Raw genomic sequence first — 21,592 nt, 5'->3', positions numbered from 1 at the left:
CACATCCCGTCATGCAATGTGCAGGGCGAGATTCCCACTTCCGAGTGATTGGCAGGCGGACACCTTGGCGCGAGACTGAACACCCGCTATTCGTCGGACCGTTGAGAGGCTAGAGATGGCCGGTTCACCGACGGCACGCCGTCGCCGTCTCTCGATCGAGCTGAAGAAGCTCCGAGAGAAGAGCGCACTCACCTGCGCGCAGGTCGGCCAGGCCGTGGACTGGAGTGGTTCCAAGGTCAACCGCATGGAGACAGGCAGCGGCCGCGTCCAACCGTCGGACATCGATGCCCTGTGCCGGTTCTACGGGACCGACGACGAACTGCGAGAGTTCCTCAAGTCATTGGCTCGAGAGGCCAAGACGCGTGGTTGGTGGCAGGTGCACGGCGCCGGCGTCCCCGAGTGGTTCAACATCTACATCGGCCTGGAGCAGGATGCCTCCACGTTCCGGCAATACCAGTGCGAATTGATCCCTGGGCTCATGCAGACCGAGGCGTACACCTGCGAGCTCCACAAGACGGGAGCCCACATGTCCGCCGAGGACATCGACAGGGCGGTGCGGGTACGCATGGAGCGCCAGGCCATGCTGACGCGAACCGACGCCCCTGATGCTTGGTTCATCGTGAACGAGGGCGCTCTGCGCAATGTCATCGGAGACCGGGCGCTGATGCGGGAGCAGCTCGAACGCCTCCTGGAATCAGCCCAGTTGCCGTGCGTGACCCTGCAGATCCTTCCATTCGACTCGGGTACGTATCCGGCCACGGGCACGTTCACCATGCTGGGCTTTCCGGCTCCGGAAGACCCGGACCTGGTGTACCGGGACGGCATCACCGATGCTGTGTACCTGGAAGGCGAGCATCATGTTCGTGAGTACACGAGGGCATTCGACGGCTTGCGAGCCGCGGCCCTCAGCCCTCAGCGGTCCGCCCAGCTGATCAAATCCGTTCTGAAGGAAAACGCAAGGTGAGCATTGCAGAGTCCAATGACCGTGACCGTCCGGTGTGGTTCACGTCGTCGTACAGCAATGGCGCCGGAGGCGAGTGTGTCGAGTGTGCGATGGCCGGAGAGCGTGCCTTTGTACGGGACTCCAAATGTGAGGCAGGCCCAGCCATCACCGTTGGCCGCGACGCATGGTGCGCCTTCGTGGGTGTCCTGAAGCAATACGTTTGACGCACTGACGCGAGAGTCTCCACAGCGGCACTCGTTCCGCTGTAGGACATTCCTCACAAGACGGTGAATGGCAAGGGGCAGACGATCGTGAGCGCACAGTACGCAGAAACGCCCGGACCTGCGGCGCTGCCGTTGAAGACCATCGGCGACATTCGGGCTGCCCTTCGATCCGGCCATGGCTTTCCGGGCGACCGGGAATCCTTTGAAGCAGCGACTTCGACATCGCCATGCAGGAGGGCACCGACCTCGCGGTGCGGTTGAAGCAGGAGGCACGGGGGCTGTGAGCGGCGTGATCGCGCCGTCACTGTGCGGGCGGCCCAGCGGGCGAAGGCTCTCGGTGCCGAGCAGCCACTGGAGACTCTTCGGCAGGAGCTGGAACAAGCGCCCAGGCTCGGGGTTCTGCCAGGTCACGGTGACCCCTGAGGACGGCGTTCCCACTGAGTGACTTCTTGCCGCGTCTCCTGGCCGACGTCCTCGACGTCGGCCAGGCCATCGCGTCGCGGTCGTGCACGCAGACCTGGCTGGACTGGGCCACCCCGGGAACACCGCCGGAGCCTTTGGCGCGGGCGGGCTCGACGGCAGGCGCATTGGCTTCAGGAGCGGTCCGCACGGTCGTCGCCCGACCGTCGTGGGCAGGACGCTCGGGCGGGTGGAGGAGAGCGAGGGCGGCCGTCGGTCGGCCGCGCGGGCGCGTTAGCCTCGGTTCGTTCGACAGACGTAGCAGTCGACAGAGGCAGCGTGGGAGGCAGTGATGGCGAAGGTACCGGCCGCGGTGGTGGCCGCGGGTGGGCTCATCGGCGGGTACGGCGTGGCCCGCTGGACCAAGAAGCGGCAGCTCGGCGGGGTCGTGCTGGCCGCCGCCGGGGCCGCCGCCGCGCAGCAGTGGAAGCAGCAGGCGGGCGGGAAGGCCGCCGGGGCGCTGACCGCCGCGTACGTCGCCGCCTTCGCCGGGTCCCACCCGCTGGCCAAGAAGGTGGGCGCCTGGCCCGCCGTCTTCGGCGTCGCCGGAGCCGTGGCCCTCGCCTCCTGGGCCGTGGCCGACCGGCACGCCTGACGGCACACCCGGGCAACACGCCTGATCGGCACGCCTGAGCAGCTCCCGCCGCAGCCGGATCGGGCGGTGCGCCGCCTCCTCAGACGACGTCGCCCCCCACCCCCGACCGCCCCGCCGGAACCCCGACGATCAGCACCGTCACGTGCTGGCGTGCGGCCTCGCCGAGGACCGTGACCGCCGCCTCCGTAAGGGACTTGATCAGGCGGGCGGGCGCGTCGGGGATCCGCGGATGGGTGAGTGCGCCTTCGCGCAGGTTGAGGGTGATGACCGGCGCGGGCGCCTCGCCGGGTATGCCGGCGGTGCCCCAGCGGTGCTCCGGGATGCCGAACAGCTCCACGACGGCGACCGGCGCGCCCACTCGCCGACCACGGCGGCCACCGCGTCGGTCAGGGCGCGGATGAGCTTCGGTTCGATCGATCCGTCGAGCGTCTCCTCGCGGATCTGGACAGTCAGATGCGGCATGGGGAATCTCCGTTCACGTGGCTCTGCAGACCTGCAGACCTGCAGACCTGAGAGTGGATCGCTAACCTGGCGACTGCTTCCCTTTGAGGGCAAAGAAGCTTTGGTAGCAAAGCAACTTTGATCTCAAAGCTAATGAGAAGGGTGGACGATGTCAACGAGCGTCGACGACGCCGTCAGAGCCCTGCTGCTGCTCATGCCCCGCATGGTCGGCCGGGCCAAGCGCATCCCCGTACCCGAGGAGCTCCAGTCGCTCGCGCTGGCTCCCCGGCACCTGTCGCTGCTCTCCTACCTGCTCTTCGACGGGCCCATGACCGTCAACGACCTGGCCGCCCGCCTGGAGGTCGCGCCGACGACCGTCAGCCTCATGGTCGGCGAGCTGAGCGGGAAGGGGATTTTGGAGCGGCGGGAGGACCCCAGCGACCGGCGGCGGCGCATCGTCAACATCACCGACGCCCAACGGCCGTCCATCTCCGCGTGGTTGTCGCGCGGAGCCACCGCCTGGCGTCGCGCGCTGGAACCGCTGACCTCCGATCAGCGGCAGCTGGTCATCGACACCCTGCGCGCCTACGAGGCCGCGGCCGCCGCACCCGAGAGCGAGGACGAGGGAGAAGGAGAAGGAGAGGGAGAAGGAGAGGGAGAGGGCGACGTCGGTTCGGCCTCCGCTCCCTGAAATGCCCGCCGGTACGCGTGCGGGCTCGTCCCCACCACCCGCTTGAAGCGTTCCCGGAACGCCGTCGGTGAGCCGAACCCCGCCTGGGCCGCGATGCGTTCGACCGGATACGTGGTCGTCTCCAGGAGGTACTGGGCGCGCCGCACCCGCGCCCGGTGCAGCCACTGCAGGGGCGTCGTGCCGGTCTGCTCGCGGAAGCGGCGGTTGAGGGTACGGGTGCTCATGCCGGCCCGGGCGGCGATGTCCTCCAGGGTCAGGTCCCGGCCCGCGTTCTCCTCCAGCCAGTCGAGGAGCGGCTCCATGGTCGCGCCGGCCGGTACCGGCGGCAGGTCGTGGACGATGAACTGGGCCTGCCCGCCCTCCCGTTCCAGCGGCATGACCGACATCCGGGCGGCATGTGCGGCGACAGCCGACCCGTGGTCCTTGCGGATCATGTGCAGGCACATGTCGAGGCCCGCGGCCGCGCCTGCCGAGGTGAGGAACTGGCCGTTGTCGACGTAGAGGACGTTCGGGTCGACCGTCACGGCCGGATACCTGGCCGCCAGGTCCCGCGCCGCGATCCAGTGGGTGGTCGCACGCAGACCGTCCAGCAGGCCGGTGGCGGCGAAGACGAAGGCGCCGACGCAGATCGAGGCGATCCGGGTGCCGTTCGCCGCCGCCGCGCGCAGCGCCTCCGCCACCCCCGGCGGGAGCGGGACGGTCGGGTCGGCGACGCCGGGCAGGACGATCGTGTCCGCCTCGGCCAGCGCCTCCAGGCCGTACGGGGCGCGCAACGTGAAGGGGCCCGCGCTCACCTCCTCGTCCGCCGAAGCCGAACAGACCCGGATCCGGTACGCCGCCCGGCCGTCCGGCAGCCGGGCCCAGCCGAAGGCGTCGATCGGGGCGGAGAGGTCGAACGGGATGACCTGGTCGAGCGCGAGTACGACCACTGTGTGCATGGCTAGAGGGTAGGCGTACGACGGGTTCCAGTCAGCCCGAGGGGGCAGAGGGCGGAGGTCCTGGACCGGCGCCGGCAGAGGCCACCGGCGGACCCTGCGCTCTCTGAGTACGCCGGCAGAGGCCACCAACGGACCTTGCGCCCGCCGAGTACGCCGGCAGAGGCCACCAACGGACCTTGCGCCCGCCGAGTACCTCGGCAGAGGCCACCAACGGTCGCCCCACTCCCCGAGTGCGTCGGCAGGGGCCACCAACGGTCACCGCACTCGCCGGCAAGCACCCTCTGGCGAGAATCCGTTGCCCCCTGGCAAAAGTGCCACTTTTGCCAAGATCCGTCCCGCCCCTACCGTCACCCCGTGACCAAGTTCCTCCTCGCCGTTCACGTCCTCGCCGCGATCGTCGCCGTCGGGCCCGTCACGGTCGCCGCGAGCATGTTCCCGCCCATCGCGCGCAAGGCCCTCGCCGCCCCGGACGACTCGCAGGCGGTCGCGACCACCGGTCTGCTGCACCGCATCTGCCGGGTGTACGCGGCGGTCGGCGTCGTCGTCCCCGTCTTCGGGTTCGCCACAGCGAGCAACATGGGCGTGCTCGGCGACACCTGGCTGATCGTCTCGATCGCGCTGACCGCGCTCGCGGCCGTGGTCCTCGCGGCGCTGGTGCTGCCCCGGCAGAGCGCGATCCTGGACGCGATCCCGGAGGGGAGGGGGAACCGCGCGGCCACCGTTCAGCTTGCCATGTTCACCGGGATCTTCAACCTCCTCTGGGCCACCGTCACCATCCTGATGATCGTTCGACCGGGGTCCACCACAGGGGCCTGAATCCCGCCGCCCACGGGAGCGCTGCGGGGGCTTAGGATCCCGCCCATGTACGCACAGCAACAGCAGCAGCCGCAGTCCGGGCCCGGAAACTACCTGGCCTTCGTGGAGCGCCAGTTGACGGCCGACGGATGTAGCACGCGGTGGGAGGACTGGGCCGGGGTGCCCGTCCTGGTGGGGCGGCGGGCCGACTTCCGGATGCGCTGGATGGCGACCAAGCTGCACCTGTTCACGGTGGCCGCAGCGGTACCGGAGATAACCGTGCCCGCCATCTCGGCCTTCACCGACCAGGTGATGAAGTACGCCAAGGACACCAAGGGCGGCCTCCCCGTCGGCATGCAGAACGGGGTCGGCGCCTTCCCCCTGCTGGTCAGCGACCGGGTCGATCCGGCCGCCGTGCAGTGGGCGGAGGCGCAGCAGCGCATCAAGTTCGCCTGTATGACGCGGCCTGTCGTGGTCGACAGCGCGCGCAACTACGTGGGGATGTACCGCGGTAAGCCGGCCCTCGGGCGCGTCTACGCCTCGTACTTCATCGAGAAGGGCTCGCGGTACTTCTACGGCCAGTGAGCCCGGGGGCCCTCGACGGAGGCGAGTCGCCGGCTCACCTCCGATGCCCCAGCACATTCACGACCCGCCCGTTCGGATCCCGTACGAAGAAGCGCCGCACCCCCCACTCCTCGTCCCGCAGCTCCCGTACGACCTCCGCGCCCGACGCGATCACCTCCGCGTACACCGCGTCGACGTCCTCGACCTCCACGCTCAGGTCGGGGACGACGGGGGCCGTCCGCTCCTCGGTCAGGAAGCTGATCTGGGCGGTGGGGTTGGACGGGGAAGCGAGGGTCATCACCCAGCCCTGGTGCATGACTTGCTCGAAGCCGAGCAGGCCGTAGAAGTCCCGGCTAATCGTCATGGCCTTCTCGGACTCGACCTGGATGTCGGGGACGACCCTGCGGACGGTCATGATGGCGGCTCCTCTCGCTCGTCGCTCCTGGCTCCTGGCTCCTGGCTCGTCGCTCGTCGCTCGTCGCTCGTCGCTCGTCGCTCGTCAGGGTCGTGCTCGGCGGCACGCCCTCGCGCCTCACAGACGATGCGCCAGAATCAGTTCCTCGTCCGCCGAGTCTGCCCTGAACTGCCGGGCCACCGCAGCCACCACGAGCACCCCGGCCGCCGTCAGCAGCGTGCAGAACGCCCACGCCAACGGCCACGCGTTCGCGAACCCGTCCGGCGGACCGGGATGCGTGCGCAGGGATGCGTACAGCAGCGCCGACGGCGGGGCCGCCACCAGCAGCAACGGCCAGGCCAGCGCGTCCCGGTGGCCGAAGTAGGCGGCCAGGAGCAGCAGGGCCAGGGCGAGGAGGACGACGCCCGGGCCGGTCAGCGGGGTCGCCTCGAGGGTCGAGTTCTCCGTCTCGGGGCGGTTGCGCAGGTCCCAGGGGAGGCAGAGGAGGTACGCCGTCGCGGAGAGGACGGCGCCGAGCGCGCGGGTCAGCCAGCGTTCCGGCCAAGGGCGCGTTCGCAGGGGGCGGAGCAGCTTCTCGGTCATGCGTACGAGGGTTGCCGCCCGGGCGGCGGGCCGACAGAGTACGCGTACTCAGAAACGGCCACCCGTAGCGCCGCCCCGCACGGGAGAGCCGGCCCGCCACAGCGAGCGCCGCACAGGACAGCCGGCCCGCCACCGCGAGCGCCGCACAGGACAGCCGGCCCGCCACCGCGAGCGCCGCACAGGACAGCCGGCCCGCCACCGCGAGCGCCGCACAGGACGGCGGGACCGCCGCCCCGCACAGGACCCGGCCCGCCACAGCGCCACACACGGCCGACCCCACCACCGCTCCGCACACGGCAGCCCGCCACAGCTACACACACGGACCGGCCGGAGCCACGGCGCCACACACCGGCCGACCCCCGGCAGCCCCCACCCCTCCCCCCACCCCCCGACTCCCCCAATTCACCCCGCCGAAGCAGGCGCCGACGCCGCGCCCGCCTTGCCCGGGGTCACCGACAACGGCGTCGCGATGTCCTCCAGCGACCGTCGCTCGGCGTTCACCGCGAGGAACGCGGCGACGAGCCCCGCCGCGCACATCAGACTCGCGCCGATCCGGAAGGCGAGGACGGTGTCGCCGACCACGCCGGACGAGGTGAGGTCGGCGAAGACGAGCGGTCCGCTGATGCCGCCCGCGGCCGTTCCGATGGCGTAGAAGAAGGCGATGGCCATCGCTCGGGTCTCCATCGGGAAGATCTCGGAGACGGTGAGGTAGGCGCTGGAGGCGCCCGCGGAGGCGAAGAACAGCACGGCACACCAGCAGCCCGTCATCGTCGCCGCGCTCAGCGAGCCCCGGTCGAAGAGCCACGCCGTGCCGAAGAGCAGCAGACCCGAGATCAGATAGGTCGAGGAGATCATCACCCGGCGGCCGACCGTGTCGAAGAGCTTGCCGAGCAGCAGCGGGCCGAGGAAGTTGCCGGCCGCGATGACGGCGAAGTAGTAACCGGTGCCGCCGGTGGGCACGTCGAAGAACTTGGTGAGGATGGCGCCGAAGCCGAAGGTGATCGCGTTGTAGAGGAACGCCTGGCCGATGAAGAGGGCGAGGCCGAGCACGGCCCGTTTCGGATAGCGCCCGAAGACGGTCCTGGCGATGAGCCCGAAGCCGATGCTCTTGCGCTGCTGGATGGTGATCTCGCCCTCCGGGGACGGCAGCGGCTCGCCCTTCTCCTCCTCGATCTCCCGTTCGACGGAGGCGACCAGCCCCTCCGCCTCCTCGCCCCGCCCATGGATGAACTGCCACCTCGGGCTCTCCGGAACATGGCGCCTGACCAGCAGGATCACCAGTCCGAGGACGACTCCGAGGCCGAAGGTGAGGCGCCAGCCGAGGTCCTTGGGGAAGATGCTCGTGTTCAGCATGAGGATGGACAGCAGCGCGCCGCCGATCGCGCCCAGCCAGTAGCTGCCGTTGATGATCAGGTCGACCCGGCCGCGGAACCTGGCGGGGATGAGCTCGTCGATCGCCGAGTTGATGGCCGCGTACTCCCCGCCGATGCCGAAGCCGGTGAGGAAGCGGAAGGTGAAGAACCACCAGGAGTGGAAGGACAGCGCGGTCAGCGCGGTCGCCGAGAGGTAGACGACGAGGGTCACCATGAAGAGTCTTTTGCGGCCGTAGCGGTCGGTCAGCCAGCCGAAGAAGAGGGCGCCGACGCAGGCGCCCGCCACATAGAGCGCCGCCGCGATACCGGTGACCTGGGCCGAGGAGATGGGCAGACCGCTGCCCTCCTCGGAGAGCCGGCCGGCGATGTTGCCGACCGTCGTGACCTCCAGGCCGTCCAGGATCCAGACGGTGCCCAGACCGATCACGATCATCCAGTGCCAGCGGGACCAGGGCAGCCGGTCCAGGCGGGCGGGGACGTTCGTCGTGACGGTCCCGGTGGTGGCGGGCACGGACTCCGGCGAGGCTGCTGCGGTCATGGGTCCCTCTCACACTCCCTCGGGCCGCGCTCTGCGTCGAGCGGACCCTTCAGCTCCCGTGAACGCCCGTGAGCTCCCCTGAGCTCCGCCGGGCGAACCGAACGCTGCCCGGGTTCCCCGGCCGGGTGCGGTTACGCCCCCACCGCCCGCGACACCACGTAGATCAACAGTCCGGCCAGCGATCCCACCACCGTGCCATTGATCCGGATGAACTGCAGGTCGCGGCCGATGTGGGCCTCGATCTTCTTGGTGGTGTGCTCGGCGTCCCAGCCCGCGACGGTGTCCGTGATGAGCGAGGTGATCTCCTTGCGGTACGTCGTCACGACGTACACCGCGGCGCCCTCGACCCAGCTGTCGACCTTGGCCTGGAGCTTGGGCTCGGTGGCCATCCGGGCGCCGAGGGAGAGCAGGGACGCCCGCACGCGCAGCCGCAGCTCGCTGCGCTCGTCCTCGGCGGCGGAGACGATCATGGATCGTACGGCCGTCCAGGCGGAGGCGATCAGGTCCTGGACCTCGCCGCGGCCCAGCACCTCGCCCTTCAGGCGCTCGACGCGGGCCCGCGTGTCCGTGTCGGACTGGAGGTCGCAGGCGAAGTCGGTGAGGAAGCGGTCGAGGGCGCCGCGGGCCGGGTGGGACGGGGCGTCGCGCATCTCGGTGACGAAGCGCAGCAGCTCCTTGTAGACCCGCTCGCCGACCTTCCTGTCGACGAAGCGGGGGGTCCAGCCGGGTGCGCCGCCCTGCACCGCGTCCATGACCTGGTCGTCGTGCTCCACCAGCCAGTCGTGGGCGCGGACGCAGATCAGGTCCACGACCCGTTTGTGGCCGCCGTCCGCGACGATCTTCTCCAGCATCTTCCCTATGCCGGGCGCGATCTCCTGGGCTTCGGCGCGGCGGGTGATGGCCTCGCCGACCACCGCCTGCACGTCGGAGTCGCGCAGCACCGTGAGGGCGCCCCGGAGCGCGGCGGCCAGCTCGGCGGTCACCCGGTCGGCGTGCTCCGGGTCGGCGAGCCAGGCCCCGAGGCGGCTGCCGATGCCGACGGCGCGCAGTCGCTGTCGTACGACCTCCTCGGAGAGGAAGTTCTCGCCGACGAACTCGCCCAGCGACACCCCCAGCTGGTCCTTCTTGGTGGGGATGATCGCGGTGTGCGGGATGGGCAGGCCGAGCGGGTGGCGGAAGAGGGCGGTGACCGCGAACCAGTCGGCGAGCGCGCCGACCATGCCGGCCTCGGCGGCCGCCGCCACGTACCCCGCCCAGGGGCCGGCGCCCTCGTGGGACGCCCATGTGGCGAGTACGTACACCAGTGCGACGAAGAGCAGCAGGCCGGTCGCCGTCGTCTTCATCCGGCGCACCCCGCGGCGCTTCTCCTCGTCGGCGGGGCTGAAGGAGGTCATCGTACGGTTGGCCGTCGCGCGGTTCGCCGTCGCCGGGTTCGCCGTCTCCGAGGCCGCTGTCCCCGAGGTCGCCGTACGCGAGGCCGCCGTCGTCCGGTGCACGGGGGTGCCCGGCCTGGCAGGCCGCTCCACGTCGCTCGGTTCACCCGATGTCGTACGTCCCATTCACTCCACCCGTCCGCCGGCCCCGTACACATTGTCCCTTCCTGACCGACTCCTGGAACGGAACAGGAGTTCCCGGCGTCTGTTCGGATGGGGAATCGACCAGGGGGGTCCCTTAGGGGGCACTGTCTGTCTCCCTTCACCCCATGACGCATCATGGGGTCATCACATCGGAGCCTCGGGCTCCCATCGCCCGAGGAGACACGCACCGCATGACCAAGCGTCACGCCGGGGGTGCGGGGCTGTCCCCCGCCAGGCACGGCGTCATGCTCGCCGCGATCATCGCTGTGGTCGTGGTCCTTTCCACCGCCATATACGTCGGTGTCTCGGCCGACGAAGGCGGCGACCAGAAGAACCTCGCCGGCGGCCGCGCCCCGCAGAACCCGGCCGCCCCCGCCTCCACCGGCACATGGGTCGGCGCCTGGTCGGCCTCCCCCGTCGGAGCCGAGCCGGGCACCGAGACGAACGGCATGGCCGGCCGTTCCGTGCGCAACGTCGTGCACACGAGCGCCGGTGGTACGAGTGCCCGCGTCACACTGTCCAATCTCTACGGACAGCAGCCTTTGAACATCACGCACGCCACGCTCGCCGTCGCCGCCACCGTGAACAACGCCGCCGCCGCGACCGACACCATGCGCCGCCTCACCTTCGACGGCGCCCTCTCGGTCGTCATCCCGGCCGGGGAACAGGTGCTGAGCGACGCCGTACAGGTGCGGATCCCGCACGGCTCGGACGTCCTCGTGACGACGTACGCACCCACGCCGTCCGGCCCGGTCACCTACCACCCGCACGCCCGCCAGATCTCGTACGTCGCCGACGGCGACCGCACGGAGGACGTGAGCGGCACCGCGTACACCGAACAGAGCGAGTACTGGCGCTACTTGACCGCCCTGGACGTACTCAGCGACGACTCGGCCGGCACCGTCGTCGTGCTGGGCGACTCGCTCACCGACGGCATAACCTCCACGGTGGGGGCCAACCACCGGTGGACCGACGTCCTTTCGGAGCGGCTGCGCACCGCGGCCGGCTCCGGCGACGCACCGCGCTACAGCGTCGTCAACCAGGGCATCAGCGGGAACCAGGTCCTGGCGGCGGGACTCGGCCGCCCGGCCGACAACCCGAGCGGCCTCGCCCGCTTCGGCCGTGACGTACTCGACCGGACGAACGTCAAGGCCGTCGTCATCGACCTCGGCGTCAACGACATCCTGCGCAACCCGAACCAGGTCGAGCCCGAGACGATCACCGACGGGCTGCGGAGGCTGGTGCGGCAGGCGCACGCACGTGGACTGCGCGTCGTCGGGGCGACCCTGATGCCGTTTCGGGGGCACCGGGGGTACACCGCCGGCCGTGACGCCGTGCGGCAGGCCGTGAACGCGGAGATTCGGGCGGGGAAGGTGTACGACGCCTTCGTCGACTTCGACCGGGCGTTGCGTGACGCGTACGACCCTCGTCGGCTCCGGGCCGACTACGACTCGGGGGATCACCTGCATCCCAGTGACAAGGGGTACAAGCGGATGGCGGAGGTGTTCGACCTGGGCGACTTGAAGGGGTCGGCGCCGGCGGAACTGTAGGGTCCCGCGCTTCGGCTGAGAGTCCTTCGACCGGCAGCCCTTCGACTGAAAGCACTTCGGCTCAAAGCACATCGGCTGAAAGCACTTCGGTGAAAGCCCTTCGACGGGCCCGAGTTCAGTAGTCGCCGTGGCGCCTGCGGTGGCGCTCGTCCCGGCGCTCCCGGCGCTCCTCGTGCCGTTCCCTGCGCTCCTCGTGGCGCTCGCGGATCAGGTCGCGGGCCTCGTCGAGCGCGTCGAACATCTCGCCGAGACCCTCGCGCCGCGCGTCCTGGGAGCCCCCCAACTCCTTGCGGGCCGCCTTGCGTTCCAGTTTCTCCTGGCGGCGCTCCTCCTTGATGCGCAGGCGCTCGGCGCGGGTCAGCTTGCGTTCGACACCGACGCCGCCCCAGAAGGCGAAACCGGTGACGACGACGCGCGGGGCGCCGGGCTCGCCGGGCCGGCCCTCCTCACGATGGTCGAAGCCGCCCATGATGCCGATGCCGCGGACGACGACCTCGACACCGGGCGGGACGACGACGTTCACGCCGCCCATGACCGCGACGCAGTTGATCACGACCTCGCGGTCGGCGAAGTCGGCCTCGCGCAGGTCGATCTCCCCGCCTCCCATGAAGGCGAAGGCGTTGAATCGCCGCGGTGCGGTCCAGCGCCCCTTGCGCTCGAAGCCCGACAGGATCGCGACACCCCACTGGGACGAGCCCTCGCTGCCGGTGATCCGGTGCGCCCACGCCCCGCTCGCCACGGGGTGCTTGACCATGGAGACGGGCGCCGCGGTCGCCGGACCCGGCAGATCGCGGGTGATCGGCGCCAACTCCCCGTACGTACGCGCCTTGTACGTCGTCTCCAGGCGCTCCTCGAACTCCTCCATGTCGAGGCGGCCCTCCGCGAGGGCGTCCCTCAGCTGTTCGACGACTCGTTCGCGATCGGCGTCGGAGGCACGCAGATCCGGCTCGGTGGACCCGGGGTCCCGCGGCGTCAGCCGCTGATCGTCGCTTCCCCCGGAAAAGTCAGCCTCGGTCATGGGAGTCAGCCTACGAGACCGCCTTCTCCGCGTACATGCGGCTGATGACCGCCTCGATGTCCGGCTCCCGCACCGAGAGATCCACCAGCGGGTACTCGGCCGCGATCCGCGCCACCAGCGGAGCCGCCGACCGGTCCGCCGGGAAGGCCAGCCACTGCCGGGGCCCCTCCACCTTCAGCACCCGCGCCGACTCCACCTCGATCGGCGGAAGCTCCCGCTCCAGGTCCACGACCAGGGTCCGCTCGCTCTCCCCCACCTCGTGCAGCCCGGCCAGCGGTCCGTCGTACATCAGCCGCCCGTGGTCGATGACCATCACCCGCCGGCACAACTGCTCGATGTCGGTGAGGTCGTGCGTGGTGAGCAGGACGGTCGTACCGCGCTCGGCGTTCAGATCCCGCAGAAACTCCCGGACCCGCGCCTTGCTGATCACGTCGAGGCCGATCGTCGGCTCGTCGAGATAGAGGACCTCCGGGTCGTGCAGCAGCGCCGCCGCGATGTCACCGCGCATCCGCTGCCCCAGGGAGAGTTGCCGCACGGGGACGTCCAACAAGGCGTCGAGTTCGAGGAGTTCGACGCAGCGGTCGAGGTTCTCGCGGTAACGCCGGTCCGGGATGCGGTACATGCGATGCATCAGCCGGTACGAGTCGATCAGCGGGAGGTCCCACCACAGGGTCGTACGCTGCCCGAACACCACCCCGATGCGCTGCGCGAGCCGGGTCCGCTCACGGGACGGGTCGATGCCCGCGACCCGCAGCCGGCCGCCGCTCGGGGTGAGGATGCCGGTCAGCATCTTGATGGTGGTGGACTTGCCCGCGCCGTTCGGGCCGATGTAGCCGACCATCTCGCCGCGCGGCACGGTGAAGGAGAGCGAGTCGACGGCGCGCACCTGGCGTCGCTCGCTGCGCAGGAACCCCGTCTTCTTGCGTACGTCGAAGACCTTCTCGACACCGTCGAGCAGGATGAAATCCCTGTCCACGGGCCCGACCACGGCCTCGTCCACGTCCCTGTCCACGTACACGCCCCTGTCCACGTCCCTGTCCACGTCGGCTAACTCCCCGTACTGCGATACGACCGAAGCCCCGCGCGCCAGGCGATCCCCGCCAGCGCGCAGCAGCCCGCCGCCACCAGCGGCGGTGTGAAGGCGACCCACGTCGGCAGGTCGAGCGGATAGGGCCGCCCCAGCACGTACAGCGCGGGCAGCCAGTTGACGAAGGCGAGCGGGAGGACGAAGGTCGCCCCGCGCAGCAGGTCCTTGGCGAAGACGGTCGGCGGGTACTGCAGGAGCGTACTGCCGCCGTACGTGAAGGAGTTCTGCACCTCGGAGGCGTCCTGCGCGACGAACTGGAAGGCCCCGCCCGCGACGAACACCGCCCCGAAGATCGCACCGCCGCTGAGCAGCATCAGCGGGATCATCAGCAGCCGCAGCGGCGTCCAGGAGATGTCGAGTACGGCGACGGCGTACCCGAGCACGAACAGCCCCTGCGAGATCCGGCCGAGCCGGCGCAGCGCGAAGCGGTCGGCGGCGACCTGCGCGAGGACGGGCGCCGGGCGCACGAGGAGCGTGTCGAGCGTGCCGTCGCGCACCCGGCGCCCGAGCCGGTCCATCGAACCGAGCGCCAGGTCGGCGAGACCGAAGGCGGTGCCCGCCACGCCGTACAGGAAGGCGACCTCGGGGAGGCTGTAACCGCCGAGCCGGTCGACCTGCGAGAACATCAGCAGGATCGCGACGAAGTCGAGGGCGGTCGCCGCGAAGTTGCCGAAGGTGGTCATCGCGAAGGAGGCGCGGTAGGCCATCGTGGAGCGGATCCACATGGCGGCGATCATGCGGTAGGCGCGCACCCCGTCCCGCACGCGGGCGTACGCGCCCTGCCGCTCGGGCAGCCAGGAAGCCACCCGCGCCCTCTCCTCCACGTCACCCACCCCATCCACCGGGCTAGCCACCCTGCACCACCACCCTCCGTGTCGCCACCGACTGCAGCAGGCGCCCGGCCGCGAGAAGCGCGACCGCCCAGGACGCCTGGAAGGCGTAGGTGCCCAGGGGGTCCGCCGTGCCGAGCAGGACGTCCACGGGTGCCTGGATCAGCGACGACCAGGGCAGGGCGCGTACCACCTCGCCCAGCGCGCCCGGGAAGACGTTCAGCGGCAGCAGCATCCCCGAGCAGAAGATCCCCGCGATCCCGGCCAGCTGCGCCGCGCCCGCTCCGTCGAGGAGCCAGAACGCGGACAGCGCCACCAGATAGCGGACGGCGAAACTGACGACCACGCCGAGGGTGACCGCGACCAGGAAGGCGATCCACGTCAGCGGGTCGGCGGGCAGCGCCAGATCGAAGAAGAACGCGCCGAACGCGAGCGGGACCACCCCGCGCCCGAGCAGATGGAACAGCGCCCGGCCCAGGTCCTGGGCCAGCCACCACAGCTGGAGGTCGGCGGGCCGGTACAGGTCGATCGCGATGTCACCCGTACGGATTCTCTCGATCAGCTCGTCCTGGAAGCCGCCGCCCAGCACCGCCACCACCATGAGCAGCGCCTGGCCCAGCCACACATAGCTGAGCGCCTGCGCCTGGTCGTAGCCGCCGAGGTGCGGCTTGGTGTCCCACAGGGCGATGAAGATGTACGCCATGATCAGGCCGAAGACCGTGTTGGTGAACACCCCCGCCGCCGTGGCGGTCCGATAGGTGGCGTAGCGCCGGAACCCGCCCACCGCGACGGCCGCGTACAACCGCCCTGTGCCCACAACTCCGCCCCTCTGTGCCGCGTTGAGCCAAAGCGCAAGAGGCTAGCCCCGGGGCGATGTCGCCCGCCAGGCATTTTCCGGGCACGACGCGTGCCGGGCCCAGGGAACGGAACGCTTGGTGCGACAGTCTTCAAGAGGGGGCGCACAAGGCGTACGAGGGCGTACGGGGACGTACGCATGCGAAACAGGAGTCCGGCGACACATGAGCGACGAGCCGCAGCCACAGCAGAACAGCCAGGGCTGGGCACCCAGGAAACCGGAATCGAGCATGGGACCGGGACCGGGTTCGGGATCGGCACCGGGAGCGGCACCGGGCCCCGCCGGACCACAAGGAGCATCGGGCGAGCCCGGCGAGAAGCAGCAGCAACAGCAACAGCAACAGCAGCAGAACGAGAAGAAGCAGAAGAAGGCGAAGCGGACCGGCTGGCGTCGGCTCGTCCCGACCTGGCGGAGCGTGCTCGGCACGTTCCTGGGCGTGATACTGCTCCTGATCGGCCTCTTCGCGCTCGGCTACTACCTGGTGAAGATCCCGCCCGCCAACGCCGCCGCGACCAAGCAGAGCAACGTCTACCTCTACGCGGACGGCAGCCAGCTCGCCCGCGACGGCGAGGTCAACCGGGAGAACGTGACGCTCGCCGAGATCTCCAAGGACGCCCAGCACGCGACGCTCGCCGCCGAGGACCGGGACTTCTACACCGAGTCGGCGGTCGACCCCACGGCGATGCTCCGCGCCGGCTGGAACACGGTCACCGGCAAGGGCAAGCAGTCCGGCTCGACGATCACCCAGCAGTACGTGAAGAACTACTACCTGGGCCAGGAGCAGACGGTCACCCGGAAGGTGAAGGAGTTCTTCATCTCCATCAAGCTCGACCGGGAAAAGAACAAGGACGACATCCTCGAGGGCTACCTCAACACCAGCTACTACGGCCGCAACGCGTACGGCATCCAGGCCTCCGCCCAGGCCTACTACGGCGTCGACGCCAGGGACCTGACGGTCGGCCAGGGCGCCTACCTCGCGGCACTCCTCAACGCGCCCAGCGAGTACGACGTGATCGCGCACCCCGAGAACAAGTCGGCGGCCGTCGCCCGCTGGAACTACGTACTCGACGGCATGGTCAAGAAGAAGTGGCTGAGCCAGTCCGCCCGGAACGACGTGAAGTTCCCGATGCCGAAGCAGGCCAAGGGCTCGGCGGGCATGTCCGGGCAGCGCGGCTACCTGGTGCAGGCGGTCAAGGACTATCTGACGTCCAACAAGATCATCGACGAGGACACCCTCGCGACGGGCGGCTACCGCATCACCACCACGCTACAGAAACCCCGGCAGGACGCCTTCGTGAAGGCCGTCAACGACCAGGTGATGGACCAGCTCGACAAGAAGAACCGCAAGGTCGACAACTACGTGCGCGCGGGCGGCGTCGCCATCGACCCGTCCAGCGGCAAGGTCGTCGCGATGTACGGCGGCATCGACTACACCAAGCAGTACGTCAACAACGCGACCCGCCGCGACTACCAGGTCGGCTCCACCTTCAAGCCGTTCGTCTTCACCTCTGCCGTACAGAACGGCTCACAGACCCAGGACGGCCGCACCATCACCCCGAACACCCTCTACGACGGCACCAACAAGCGCCCCGTGCAGGGCTGGAGCGGCGGCCCGTACGCACCCGAGAACGAGGACGGCAGGTCGTACGGCGAGATCACCGTGCGCACGGCCACCGACAAGTCGGTGAACGCGGTGTACGCGCAGATGGCCGTGGACGTCGGCCCCGGCAAGGTCGAGAAGACGGCCGAGGCCCTCGGCATCCCCTCGAACACCCCGGACCTGACCGCCACCCCCTCCATCGCGCTCGGCCCGGCCACCGCCAGCGTCCTCGACATGACGGAGGCGTACGCCACGCTCGCCAACCACGGCAAGCACGGCACGTACACGCTCATCGAGAAGATCACCAAGGACGGCGCGGCGGATGTGACCCTGCCGTCCCAGGACACCCAGCAGGCGGTGAGCCGCGAGGCCGCCGACACGACCACCTCCATGCTGCGGAGCGTCGTCGAGGGCGGCACCGGTACGGCGGCGCAGGCCGCCGGCCGGCCCGCCGCGGGCAAGACCGGCACCGCGGAGGAGGACCAGGCCGCCTGGTTCGCGGGCTACACGCCCGACCTCGCGACCGTCGTCTCCGTGATGGGCCAGGACCCGGAGACGGGCGCTCACAAGTCCCTGTACGGGGCCCTCGGCCAGGCCCGTATCAACGGCGGCGGCTACCCGGCGCAGATCTGGGCCCAGTTCACGAGGACCGCCCTCCAGGGCACCCCCACGACGGACTTCGACCTGCAGCTCCAGCCGGGCGCCGAGCAGGTGGCACCCCCCACCTTCGAACCCCCGGTCCCGACCACCGGCGGCCAGGACACCGGCGGCAGCACGGCCCCCGGCCAGGACACCCAGGGCCAGAACCAGGGGCAGACCCAAGGCCAGAACCAGGGCCAGACCCAAGGCCAGACGCAGGGCCAGACCGAAGGTCAGTCCCAAGGCCAGACGCAGGGCCAGACCGAAGGTCAGTCCCAGGGCCAGACGACCGGCGGCACCACCACCGACGGCGGCACGACCACCACGGGCGGCACCACCGACGGCGGCACCACCACCGACGGCGGCACGACGACCACGGGCGGCACGACGGACGGCGGCACCACGGGGACGACCGCGGGGGGCGGACCGCTGGGCGGGCTCACTTCGAGAAGGCACTGACGCGGGCTGCCTGGAGAGCACGGCCGGGACCGAGGACGTGAGACCGAAGGCGCCCGATCGGTGGCCGGAGGCGGGCTGATCAGTGGCCGGAGGTGACCTTCAGCCCCACCACCGCCACCAGCAGCAGGCACACGAAGAAGATGCGGGCGGCGGTCGCCGGCTCCCCCAGGACGGCCATGCCGAGCACCGCCGCGCCGGCCGCGCCGATGCCCACCCAGACGCCGTAGGCGGTGCCGATGGGGAGGGATTTGGCGGCGTACGACAGGAGGACCATGCTCGCGATGATGCCCGCGCCCGTGAGGACGCTCGGGATCAGCCGGGTGAAACCGTCCGTGTACTTCATCCCGATCGACCAGCCGACTTCGAGCAGACCGGCGACCAGCAGCAGAACCCAGGCCATGAGAGGCACCTCCGAGAGACGGGCGTGACGGGGGTGCGTCGTCTTTGCCTGTGTCCCGGTACGGCGCGTCTCGTCGGGGTCCTTCCACGGTAGCAAAAGCACGACAAAAGGGGCTGGTGACCATGGTCACCAGCCCCTTCGATCGACGTACGCCCTACAAATACAAGCCGGTCGAGTCCTCGGAACCCTCGAAGCGGTCCGCAGCCACCGCGTGCAGATCCCGCTCGCGCATCAGCACGTACGCGATCCCGCGCACCTCGACCTCGGCGCGGTCCTCGGGGTCGTACAGGACGCGGTCGCCCGGCTCGACCGTCCGGACGTTCTGCCCGACCGCGACGACATCGGCCCAGGCGAGGCGCCGGCCGACGGCCGCCGTCGCGGGGATCAGGATGCCGCCGCCGGAACGCCGCTCGCCCTCGGCGGCGTCCTGCCGCACCAGCACGCGGTCGTGCAGCATCCGGATGGGCAACTTGTCGTGGTGGGTGCTGTGCTTTTCCCGATTGGCGCTCACGCCCCGAACCTACCTGCCTCAGCCGCTTCCGTACCTGGGTGGGTCAGTCCTTGCGTCGCCGCGAGCCCACGGCGAACAGCCCGGCGATCCCCACCACGACCAGTGCCACCGGCACGATGCGTTCGAGCCGGGGCGCGCCCTCCTCGGTGACGAACTGGCCCTTCACGTCGCCGACGACCCGGTTGACGCCGACGTACGCGCGTCCCAGCGTGTGATCGATGTGGGAGACGACCCTGGCCTTCGCGTCCCCGACGATCGTCTTCGGGTGCACGCGCACGCCGATCTCGTCGAGGGTCTCGGCGAGGGTTTCGCGGCGGCGCTTGATGTCCGCCTCGATCTGCGCCGGAGTCCTGGTATCCGACGTGCTCGACGTATCCGACACCGCGCTGCCTCCGTGGTCGTGTTCTGACTCTGTGCCTTCGACAGTCTGTCAGTTCATACCGTGCCGCACCCCTCGGCACCCCCCATTACGCTCGTTCCGTATCCGTACCCTTATCCGTTCCATCCCCCGGCCACGTGAGGTAACGATGAGCGAGCGACTCCAGCCCGGCGACACCGCCCCCGCCTTCACCCTGCCCGACGCCGACGGCAACGAGGTATCCCTCGCTGACCACAAGGGCCGCAAGGTCATCGTCTACTTCTACCCGGCCGCCCTGACCCCCGGCTGCACGAAGGAGGCCTGCGACTTCACGGACAACCTCGACCTGCTGGCGGGCGCCGGCTACGACGTCATCGGCGTCTCCCCCGACAAGCCCGAGAAGCTCGCCAAGTTCCGCGAGCAGGAGTCCCTGAAGGTCACCCTGGTGGGCGACCCGGACAAGCAGGTCCTGGAGGCGTACGGCGCCTTCGGCGAGAAGAAGCTGTACGGCAAGACCGTCGTCGGCGTCATCCGCTCCACGGTGATCGTGGACGAGGAGGGCAAGGTCGAGCGGGCGCTGTACAACGTGAAGGCGACCGGCCACGTGGCGAAGATCATCAAGGATCTGGGGGTCTGAGCCCTCTGGGGAGCCGGGGCAGGTCCGGTCACCCACGACCGGCCGGCCCTCCTCCACCCGGCTGTGACCACGATCTGGTGGGCGACCCAGCCCGCCGTCAGAAGTGGCACGGGGCGCTCCACATTCCGAACGTGACCATCCGATAAGCGGTTCGTTATTCCGTACGAGGAGACGAACTGGTACCCGATATCGGAGGTGTACGCAGGCGTGCGGAGCACACCGGAACCGGCGATGAGGACCAACCTTGACCGCGCCGAGCCACGATCCGACCCCTACAGCAAAGAACGGCTCGCGCCGGTCGTCACCGAAGCCCGCAACTGGACTGACCTCATGCGACGCCTCGGCCTCAGCTCAAGTGGGGGACAACGGCGCGTGCTGCGGGAGAAGGTGGCGGCGCACGGACTCGACACGCGCCACTTCGCCAAGCGCAGCCCTTGGCGTAAGTATCCGGATGCAGCCATCGCCGAAGCGGCCGCCTCGTCGTCCTCGCTGCGCGAAGTGGCCCTGAAGCTGGGCGCCACCCCGGCCACGGGGACGCTCTCCCACATCCGACGCCGCATCAGCGCGGCGGGCATCGACATCAGCCACTTCCCCGGCATGGATCGACCCGAAGTGGATCTGCCCTTCACTCCCGAGGAACTGCGGACAGCCGCGGCCGCGGCGACAAGCGTGCGTGGCGTGGCCCGCGCACTGGGCGTTTCGGATGACAGCCGCTCGCGCGCGACGCTGAGCCGCATGCTGTGCGCTCAGCGCATCGACGTCAGCCACTTCTCCTACCGGCGCACACTGATTCCCGAGGACAAGCTGCGCGCCCTCGTACGATGCTCCACCAGCTACGCCGACGTGGCGCGCGGTCTCGGCATGGAGGTCAACGACACGAATCACCGACGTGTCCGCCGCGCCGCGTCCCGCCTCGATCTCGACACCAGCCACTTCAGGCGCCGAGCCTGGGGGCGCCCGGATCGCCCGGCCCCCTCATCGACCGCGCACCGGGTGCTGGTCGTCCTACCGGATCAGGCCGGACGGACCAACAGGACCCAGCTCCACCGGGCCATGGCCGAGATCGGGGTGCCATACGCCTGTGTGGAGTGCGGCAACACCGGTGAATGGCGGGGGCGCCCGATTACCTTGCAGATCGACCATGTCAACGGAGACTGGCGGGACAACCGCAGGCAGAACCTGCGGTATCTGTGCCCCAACTGTCATGCATTGACGGAGACGTGGTGCCGCCAGAAGGGGAGGGCACCTCTCGCCGGGTGACCCGTCCTCCCCGTACACTGAACGCCGCCGGTCGAGCGTGATGACCGTTTTTGAGCGGCCGTGATGGAATTTGGCAGTCATGCTGGGTTTAGGTCCCAGTGGGTTCACACCCGTGTGGGTTCGAGTCCCACCGGCCGCACTGCCGACGAGACGTGGGGGGGGCGGGGAAATAATAGGCCACCACGCGGGTGTGTTAGGCCCAAACCAACCCCCCCACCCCCCCCCCCCCCCCCCCCCCCCAGGCCCCCCGGC

At 69.9% G+C, this 21,592-nt stretch carries 23 protein-coding genes, 1 tRNA gene and 1 riboswitch; of the genes, 11 read left to right on the top strand and 13 right to left on the bottom strand.

Features of this window, described 5'->3' with window-relative positions; genetic code table 11:
• Positions 1 to 115: 115 nt before the first annotated feature.
• From ACFVXA_RS11360 to ACFVXA_RS11350, 3 genes are all read left to right on the top strand, one after another.
• Positions 116 to 964, top strand: a complete 849-nt coding sequence (locus ACFVXA_RS11360) for a helix-turn-helix transcriptional regulator (protein WP_362017764.1) — start codon at positions 116 to 118, stop codon at positions 962 to 964.
• Positions 961 to 1,167 carry a DUF397 domain-containing protein gene (locus ACFVXA_RS11355; RefSeq protein WP_362017763.1) on the top strand — a complete coding sequence of 69 codons (207 nt, stop codon included), beginning with the start codon at positions 961 to 963 and terminating at the stop codon, positions 1,165 to 1,167. Before ACFVXA_RS11360 ends, ACFVXA_RS11355 begins: the two co-directional genes overlap by 4 nt.
• 751 nt (positions 1,168 to 1,918) lie before the next feature.
• Complete coding sequence (locus ACFVXA_RS11350; protein WP_362017762.1) at positions 1,919 to 2,221, top strand: hypothetical protein; 303 nt, start codon at positions 1,919 to 1,921, stop codon at positions 2,219 to 2,221.
• Positions 2,222 to 2,300: 79 nt separating this feature from the next.
• Here the strand turns inward: ACFVXA_RS11350 and ACFVXA_RS11345 are convergent, their stop codons facing one another.
• On the bottom strand, positions 2,301 to 2,579 hold the full coding sequence (locus ACFVXA_RS11345) for a tautomerase family protein (protein ID WP_390024716.1): 279 nt from the start codon (positions 2,577 to 2,579) through the stop codon (positions 2,301 to 2,303).
• A gap of 252 nt (positions 2,580 to 2,831) precedes the next feature.
• Here ACFVXA_RS11345 and ACFVXA_RS11340 point away from each other — a divergent pair, with 252 nt between their 5' ends.
• The gene (locus tag ACFVXA_RS11340; RefSeq protein ID WP_384396066.1) at positions 2,832 to 3,353 is read left to right on the top strand and encodes a MarR family winged helix-turn-helix transcriptional regulator; all 522 of its coding nucleotides are present in this window, start codon (positions 2,832 to 2,834) and stop codon (positions 3,351 to 3,353) included.
• On the opposite strand, the gene ACFVXA_RS11335 is transcribed toward ACFVXA_RS11340, so the two are convergent.
• Positions 3,248 to 4,291, bottom strand: coding sequence for a GlxA family transcriptional regulator (locus ACFVXA_RS11335; protein WP_389512114.1), 1,044 nt, complete (start codon positions 4,289 to 4,291; stop codon positions 3,248 to 3,250). The genes ACFVXA_RS11340 and ACFVXA_RS11335 overlap by 106 nt on opposite strands.
• A gap of 354 nt (positions 4,292 to 4,645) precedes the next feature.
• Between ACFVXA_RS11335 and ACFVXA_RS11330 the strand changes: the two genes are divergently transcribed.
• Together ACFVXA_RS11330 and ACFVXA_RS11325 are read left to right on the top strand one after the other, a co-directional pair.
• Positions 4,646 to 5,107 carry a hypothetical protein gene (locus ACFVXA_RS11330; RefSeq protein ID WP_389512116.1) on the top strand — a complete coding sequence of 154 codons (462 nt, stop codon included), beginning with the start codon at positions 4,646 to 4,648 and terminating at the stop codon, positions 5,105 to 5,107.
• A 45-nt stretch (positions 5,108 to 5,152) separates the two neighbouring features.
• A complete protein-coding gene (locus ACFVXA_RS11325) occupies positions 5,153 to 5,671 on the top strand; it encodes a levansucrase (RefSeq protein WP_362017757.1) in 519 nt (172 codons plus the stop codon).
• 34 nt (positions 5,672 to 5,705) lie between these two features.
• Here ACFVXA_RS11325 and ACFVXA_RS11320 read toward each other — a convergent pair whose 3' ends face one another.
• From ACFVXA_RS11320 to ACFVXA_RS11305, 4 genes are all read right to left on the bottom strand, one after another.
• Positions 5,706 to 6,065, bottom strand: a complete 360-nt coding sequence (locus tag ACFVXA_RS11320) for a VOC family protein (RefSeq protein ID WP_389464510.1) — start codon at positions 6,063 to 6,065, stop codon at positions 5,706 to 5,708.
• Positions 6,066 to 6,182: 117 nt separating this feature from the next.
• Positions 6,183 to 6,647: a hypothetical protein gene (locus tag ACFVXA_RS11315; protein WP_389464508.1), complete on the bottom strand. Its 465-nt coding sequence runs from the start codon at positions 6,645 to 6,647 to the stop codon at positions 6,183 to 6,185.
• 402 nt (positions 6,648 to 7,049) lie between these two features.
• On the bottom strand, positions 7,050 to 8,558 hold the full coding sequence (locus ACFVXA_RS11310) for an MFS transporter (RefSeq protein ID WP_389512118.1): 1,509 nt from the start codon (positions 8,556 to 8,558) through the stop codon (positions 7,050 to 7,052).
• 131 nt (positions 8,559 to 8,689) lie between these two features.
• Positions 8,690 to 10,117, bottom strand: coding sequence for a DUF445 domain-containing protein (locus ACFVXA_RS11305; RefSeq protein WP_362017753.1), 1,428 nt, complete (start codon positions 10,115 to 10,117; stop codon positions 8,690 to 8,692).
• 209 nt (positions 10,118 to 10,326) lie between these two features.
• Between ACFVXA_RS11305 and ACFVXA_RS11300 the strand changes: the two genes are divergently transcribed.
• Positions 10,327 to 11,685: an SGNH/GDSL hydrolase family protein gene (locus ACFVXA_RS11300; protein WP_390024714.1), complete on the top strand. Its 1,359-nt coding sequence runs from the start codon at positions 10,327 to 10,329 to the stop codon at positions 11,683 to 11,685.
• A gap of 115 nt (positions 11,686 to 11,800) precedes the next feature.
• Here ACFVXA_RS11300 and ACFVXA_RS11295 read toward each other — a convergent pair whose 3' ends face one another.
• The 4 genes from ACFVXA_RS11295 to ACFVXA_RS11280 are packed head-to-tail and all read right to left on the bottom strand — an operon-like array spanning position 11,801 to position 15,437.
• Positions 11,801 to 12,703 (bottom strand): DUF1707 domain-containing protein, encoded by a 903-nt coding sequence (locus ACFVXA_RS11295; protein ID WP_390024712.1) that lies wholly within the window; start codon positions 12,701 to 12,703, stop codon positions 11,801 to 11,803.
• A gap of 10 nt (positions 12,704 to 12,713) precedes the next feature.
• A complete protein-coding gene (locus ACFVXA_RS11290) occupies positions 12,714 to 13,691 on the bottom strand; it encodes an ATP-binding cassette domain-containing protein (protein WP_389512136.1) in 978 nt (325 codons plus the stop codon).
• A gap of 59 nt (positions 13,692 to 13,750) precedes the next feature.
• On the bottom strand, positions 13,751 to 14,596 hold the full coding sequence (locus ACFVXA_RS11285) for an ABC transporter permease (protein ID WP_362017750.1): 846 nt from the start codon (positions 14,594 to 14,596) through the stop codon (positions 13,751 to 13,753).
• A gap of 40 nt (positions 14,597 to 14,636) precedes the next feature.
• A complete protein-coding gene (locus tag ACFVXA_RS11280) occupies positions 14,637 to 15,437 on the bottom strand; it encodes an ABC-2 family transporter protein (protein WP_362017749.1) in 801 nt (266 codons plus the stop codon).
• A gap of 202 nt (positions 15,438 to 15,639) precedes the next feature.
• Between ACFVXA_RS11280 and ACFVXA_RS11275 the strand changes: the two genes are divergently transcribed.
• Positions 15,640 to 18,174, top strand: a complete 2,535-nt coding sequence (locus tag ACFVXA_RS11275) for a transglycosylase domain-containing protein (RefSeq protein WP_390024710.1) — start codon at positions 15,640 to 15,642, stop codon at positions 18,172 to 18,174.
• 79 nt (positions 18,175 to 18,253) lie between these two features.
• On the opposite strand, the gene sugE is transcribed toward ACFVXA_RS11275, so the two are convergent.
• The 3 genes from sugE to ACFVXA_RS11260 all read right to left on the bottom strand — a co-directional run bounded on the left by sugE (position 18,254) and on the right by ACFVXA_RS11260 (position 19,467).
• Entirely contained in the window at positions 18,254 to 18,574 is a 321-nt protein-coding gene (gene sugE / locus ACFVXA_RS11270; protein WP_384017341.1) for a quaternary ammonium compound efflux SMR transporter SugE, read from the bottom strand.
• A 32-nt stretch (positions 18,575 to 18,606) separates the two neighbouring features.
• A riboswitch (guanidine-III (ykkC-III) riboswitch) is annotated at positions 18,607 to 18,678 on the bottom strand.
• Between the two features lie 50 nt (positions 18,679 to 18,728).
• Positions 18,729 to 19,031: a co-chaperone GroES gene (locus ACFVXA_RS11265; RefSeq protein WP_103554526.1), complete on the bottom strand. Its 303-nt coding sequence runs from the start codon at positions 19,029 to 19,031 to the stop codon at positions 18,729 to 18,731.
• 97 nt (positions 19,032 to 19,128) lie between these two features.
• Positions 19,129 to 19,467, bottom strand: coding sequence for a DUF3618 domain-containing protein (locus ACFVXA_RS11260; RefSeq protein WP_362017746.1), 339 nt, complete (start codon positions 19,465 to 19,467; stop codon positions 19,129 to 19,131).
• A gap of 145 nt (positions 19,468 to 19,612) precedes the next feature.
• Here ACFVXA_RS11260 and bcp point away from each other — a divergent pair, with 145 nt between their 5' ends.
• The 3 genes from bcp to ACFVXA_RS11245 all read left to right on the top strand — a co-directional run bounded on the left by bcp (position 19,613) and on the right by ACFVXA_RS11245 (position 21,479).
• A complete protein-coding gene (gene bcp, locus ACFVXA_RS11255; protein ID WP_390024708.1) occupies positions 19,613 to 20,080 on the top strand; it encodes a thioredoxin-dependent thiol peroxidase in 468 nt (155 codons plus the stop codon).
• A gap of 207 nt (positions 20,081 to 20,287) precedes the next feature.
• Positions 20,288 to 21,340, top strand: coding sequence for an HNH endonuclease signature motif containing protein (locus tag ACFVXA_RS11250; protein ID WP_390024706.1), 1,053 nt, complete (start codon positions 20,288 to 20,290; stop codon positions 21,338 to 21,340).
• Positions 21,341 to 21,394: 54 nt separating this feature from the next.
• Positions 21,395 to 21,479 (top strand) — tRNA-Leu (locus ACFVXA_RS11245).
• The last annotated feature ends 113 nt before the right edge of the window (positions 21,480 to 21,592 follow it).

The organism is Streptomyces sp. NPDC058246 (assembly GCF_042881985.1).
Taxonomy (GTDB): Bacteria; Actinomycetota; Actinomycetes; order Streptomycetales; family Streptomycetaceae; genus Streptomyces.
The sequence above is the reverse complement of the archived record's forward strand: the minus strand, read 5'-3'. Positions and strand labels throughout refer to the sequence as shown.